1 protein-coding gene is annotated in these 4,941 nt (G+C 72.9%); it reads left to right on the top strand.

What is annotated here, in order from left to right; translation table 11 throughout:
• Positions 1–4,941: non-ribosomal peptide synthetase (locus tag GSF22_RS30515; RefSeq protein ID WP_208817373.1), on the top strand; the 4,941-nt coding region annotated here is incomplete at both ends.

The raw sequence follows: 4,941 nt of genomic DNA, 5'->3' as shown, positions 1-4,941 counted from the left end.
CCCACCCCGACCACCTCGCCTACGTCATCTACACCTCCGGCTCCACCGGCCGCCCCAAGGGCGTGATGGTCGAACACGCCAACGTGGTACGGCTCTTCACGGCCACCGCACCCTGGTTCGGTTTCGGTCCGACCGACGTGTGGAGCCTGTTCCACTCCTTCGCCTTCGACTTCTCGGTCTGGGAGATCTGGGGTGCGCTGCTGCACGGCGGCCGGCTGGTGATCGTGCCCCAGCTGACCAGCCGCTCCCCCGCCGACTTCCACCAGCTGCTCTGCACCGAGGGCGTCACCGTCCTGAACCAGACGCCCAGCGCGTTCCGCAGCCTCGTCGCGGCGCAGGCCGACAGCGCCCGGACTCACACCCTGCGGACCGTCGTGTTCGGCGGGGAGGCGCTGGACCCGACGATGCTGCGGCCGTGGTACGCCGACCCCCGCAACGGGCGCACCGAGCTGGTCAACATGTACGGCATCACCGAGACCACGGTGCACGTGACGTACCGGCCGTTGACCCCGGCCGACGCCGAACGAGCGGGGGTCAGCCCGATCGGCCGGCCGATCGGGGACCTGCGGCTCTACGTGCTCGACGGTCGGGGTGAGCCGGTACCGCCCGGGGTCGTCGGGGAACTGCACGTCGGCGGTGCCGGCGTCGCCCGTGGGTACCTCAACCGCCCGGAGCTGACCGCCGAACGGTTCCTGGACAGTCCCTTCGTACCCGGTGACCGGCTCTACCGCACCGGTGACCTGGCCCGCTTCCGGACCGACGGCGACCTGGAGTACCTGGGCCGCAACGACTTCCAGGTGAAGATCCGGGGTTTCCGCATCGAGCTGGGCGAGATCGAGGCGCAACTCGCCGCCGCCCCGGGGGTACGCGAGGCGGTGGTGCTGGCCCGGCCGGACGCGGCCGGTGAGACCCGCCTGGTCGGCTACTACACCGCGTCGGTACGGAAACTGAACGCCGACGCGCTGCGCACCCGGCTGGCCGGCGTCCTGCCGGAGCACATGGTTCCGGCGGCGTACGTGCGGATCGCCGAGTGGCCGCTGACCGCCAACGGCAAACTCGACCGGCAGGCGTTGCCCGCGCCGGACGGGATGGCGTTCGCCAGCCGGCAGTACGTGGCGCCGGTCGGCCCGACGGAGACCGCGCTCGCCGCCATCTGGGCCGAGGTGCTCGGCATCGCGCAGGTCGGCCGGCACGACAACTTCTTCGCCCTCGGCGGGCACTCGCTGCTCGCCCTGCGGGTCCTGGAACGGATGCGCCGGCAGGGCATGCACGCCGACGTGCGGGTGCTCTTCGGTGCGCCGATCCTGACCGACCTGGCCACCGCCGTCGGCGCCGGACCGGACCAGGACGACGTACCGCCCAACCTGATCCCGGCCGGCTGCGCCCGGATCACCCCGGACCTGCTGCCGCTGGTGGACCTGAGCCAACCGGAGATCGACGCGGTGGTGGCCACCGTCTCCGGCGGCACGCCGAACGTCCAGGACATCTACCCGCTGGCCCCGATGCAGGAAGGCATCCTGTTCCACCACCTGATGGCCCGTGACGGTGACCCGTACCTGGTCACCAGTCTGATCGGGTTCGCCGACCGGGACCGGCTGGACCGGTACCGGGCCGCGTTGGAGGCGGTGGTCGCCCGGCACGACATCCTACGGACCGCCGTGGTGTGGCAGGGGGTCAGCGAACCGGTACAGGTGGTGTGGCGGCGGGCGCCGCTGCCGGTGGAGGAGGTCACCCTCGACCCGGCCGGCGGCGACCCGGGCCGGCAACTCCGCGCACACTTCGACCGGCGGTACGGCCGGCTGCCGCTGCACCAGGCGCCCCTGCTGCGGCTGCTGGTCGCCCGGAACCCGGCGGACGGCCGGTGGCTGGCCCTGGAGCTGATCCACCACATCATCGACGACAACACCTCGCTCAAGCAGCTCAACGCCGAGATCCGGGCCCACCTGGCCGGTCAGGCCGACCGGCTGCCCCCGCCGTTGCCGTTCCGGGACTTCGTGGCGCGGATCCGGCGCGGCACCGACCGGAGCGAGCAGGAGAGCTTCTTCCGCCGGATGCTGCACGACGTGGACACCCCGACGGCGCCGTTCGGGCTGCTGGACATCCACGGTGACGGGCACACCATGCGGGACGCCCGGCTCCGCCTCGGCCCGGCGCTGACCCGACGACTGCGGGACCGGGCCCAGGCCCTCCAGGTCAGCATGACCAGTCTCTTCCACGTCGCCTGGGGTCAGGTGCTGGCCCGGGCCAGCGGCCGGTCGGACGTCGTGTTCGGCACCGTGCTCTTCGGCCGGTTGCAGGGCGGCGCCGGCATCGACCGGGTGCTCGGCCCCTTCATCAACACCCTCCCGGTACGGATCACCCTCGGCGGGACCGGCGCCGCCGACTGCGTACGGCGTACCCACGGGATGCTGACCGGGTTGATCCGGCACGAGCACGCCGCCCTGGCCCTGGCCCAGTCGTGCAGTGCGGTGGTGCCACCGGCCCCGCTCTTCACCGCCCTGCTGAACTACCGGCACGCCGAGGTACTGGCCGAACCCGCCAGCACCGTCACCGTCGACGCGGACGACCTGACCTACCTGGCCGCCGAGGAGCGGGGCAACTATCCGCTGGCGCTGGACGTCGACGACCTGCGCGACGACGTCGTGGTGACCGTCGCCGCCTCGGCGGGGGTACCGGCCGCGCAGGTCTGCGCGATGGTCGAACGGGCCCTGGAGACGCTGGCCGACACGCTGGAGCAGGCGCCCGACACCGCCGTGGACCGGCTCGACGTGCTGCCCCCCACCGAGCGGCACCGCCTGCTGACCGACGGCAACGACCGGACCGTGCCGTACCCGCCGGACCGGTGTGTGCACCACCTCGTCGAGGAGCGGGCGGCCCACGATCCGGACGCGGTGGCCGTCGTCGACGGCGACCACCAGGTGACCTACGGCGAGTTGGCGGCGCGGGCCAACCGGTTGGCGCACCACCTGCGGGACCGGGGCGTCGGGCCGGACCGGCTGGTCGCGATCTGCGTCGAACGGTCGCTGGACACCGTGGTCAGCCTGCTCGCGGTCCTCAAGGCCGGCGGCGCGTACCTGCCCCTGGACCCGGCGTACCCGGTCGAGCGGCTCGGTTACATGCTGCGGGACAGCGCACCGGTCGTGGCGGTCACCCACGGTCCGGCCCGCGATCGGCTGCACGCCGCGCTGGCCGGTACCGACGTCGACGTCGTCGACCTCGACCGGGACGCCGCCCGCTGGGCCGACCTGCCGGCCGACCCGCCGGTGGTCGACGGGCTGACCGCCCGGCACCTGGCGTACGTGATCTACACGTCCGGCACCACCGCCGCCGCGAACGGGGTGCTGGTGGAACACGGCCAGCTGGTGGCCGTCGCCGCCGCCTGGGAACGGCTGTTCGACCTGCGCCCCGGCCTGGTGCACCTTCAGATGGCCAGCTTCTCCTTCGACGTGTTCACCGCCGACGTGGTGCGGTCGCTGGGGTTCGGCGGGCGGCTGGTGCTCTGCCCGCGTCCGCTGCTGCTCGACAGCGCCGGCCTGTACGCCCTGCTGCGCCGGCACGACGTGGACTTCGCCGACTTCGTGCCGGCGGTGCTCAACCCGCTGATGGGCTACCTGGAGGCGACCGGCGGTGACCTCACCGGGATGGAGACGGTGGTCTGCGGCTCGGACTCCTGGAGCGTGGCGAACGCCGTCGCGCTCCGGAAGCTGTGCGGCCCCCGGGTGCGGATCGTCAACGCGTACGGGGTGACCGAGGCGGCCGTCGACAGCACCTGCTATCTGCTGCCGACCGCCGACGTGGCCGAGCTGGGCTGCCTGCCGATCGGTCGACCGCTGCCCAACGTGCGGGTCTACCTGCTCGACGCCGCCGGTGAACCGGTACCGGACGGGGTGGCCGGCGAGATCTGGATCGGTGGCGCGGGCGTGGCGCGCGGGTACCTGAACCGACCCGACCTGACCGCGCAGCGCTTCACCGCCAGTCCGTTCGTAGCGGGCGACCGGCTCTACCGGACCGGTGACCTGGGTCGCCGACTGCCGGACGGGCAGATCGAGTTCCTCGGCCGGGACGACTTCCAGGTCAAGGTCCGGGGTTTCCGGATCGAACTGGGCGAGGTCGAGGCCCGGTTGGCGGCCTGCCCGGGGGTGGCCGAGACGGTCGTCGTCGCGCGTCCGGACAGCAGCGGCCACCAGCGGCTGATCGGCTACGTCCGGCCGGCTGCCGGCCAGTCACCGGAGGCCGGGGCGCTGCGCGACCGGCTCGCCGCCGAACTGCCCGAGTACATGGTGCCGGCGGCGTTCGTCCGGGTGGCGACGTGGCCGCTGACGCCCAACGGCAAACTGGACCGGGCGGCGTTGCCGGCGCCGGACGGGGAGGCGTTCGGCCAGCGCGGGTACGCCGAGCCGGTCGGGTTGCTGGAGACAATGGTCGCCGGGATCTGGGCCGAGGTGCTGGGGGTCACCCGGGTCGGTCGGCACGACGACTTCTTCGCCCTGGGTGGCCACTCGCTGCTGGCCATGCGGCTGGTGGCGAAGATCCGGCAGTCGCTGGGCTGGGAGGTGTCACCGGCGGCGCTCTTCGCGGCACCGGTGCTCGCCGCGTTCGTCGCCCGGTTGACGCCGGACGGTCGTGACACGCTGCCGCCGATCCGCCCGGTCGACCGGTCCGGTCCGTTGCCGTTGTCGTTCGCGCAGCAGCGGTTGTGGTTCCTGGAACGCCTCGGCGGCGTCAGCCACGCCTACCACATGCCCATGGCCCTACACCTCGACGGCTGGCTCGACCGCGACGCCCTCACCCACGCCCTCGACACCATCGTCACCCGCCACGAAATCCTGCGCACCCGCCTGGTCACCGACGGCGCCACCGCCCACCAGCACATCGACCCACCCGAAACCGGCTTCACCCTCCACCACCACGACCTCACCGGCCACCCCGACCCCGACCGAC

The sequence above is a fragment of the Micromonospora echinofusca genome, assembly GCF_017614955.1.
Classification (GTDB): Bacteria; Actinomycetota; Actinomycetes; order Mycobacteriales; family Micromonosporaceae; genus Micromonospora; species Micromonospora echinofusca_A.
This window is presented reverse-complemented; position numbering and strand designations above follow the sequence as displayed.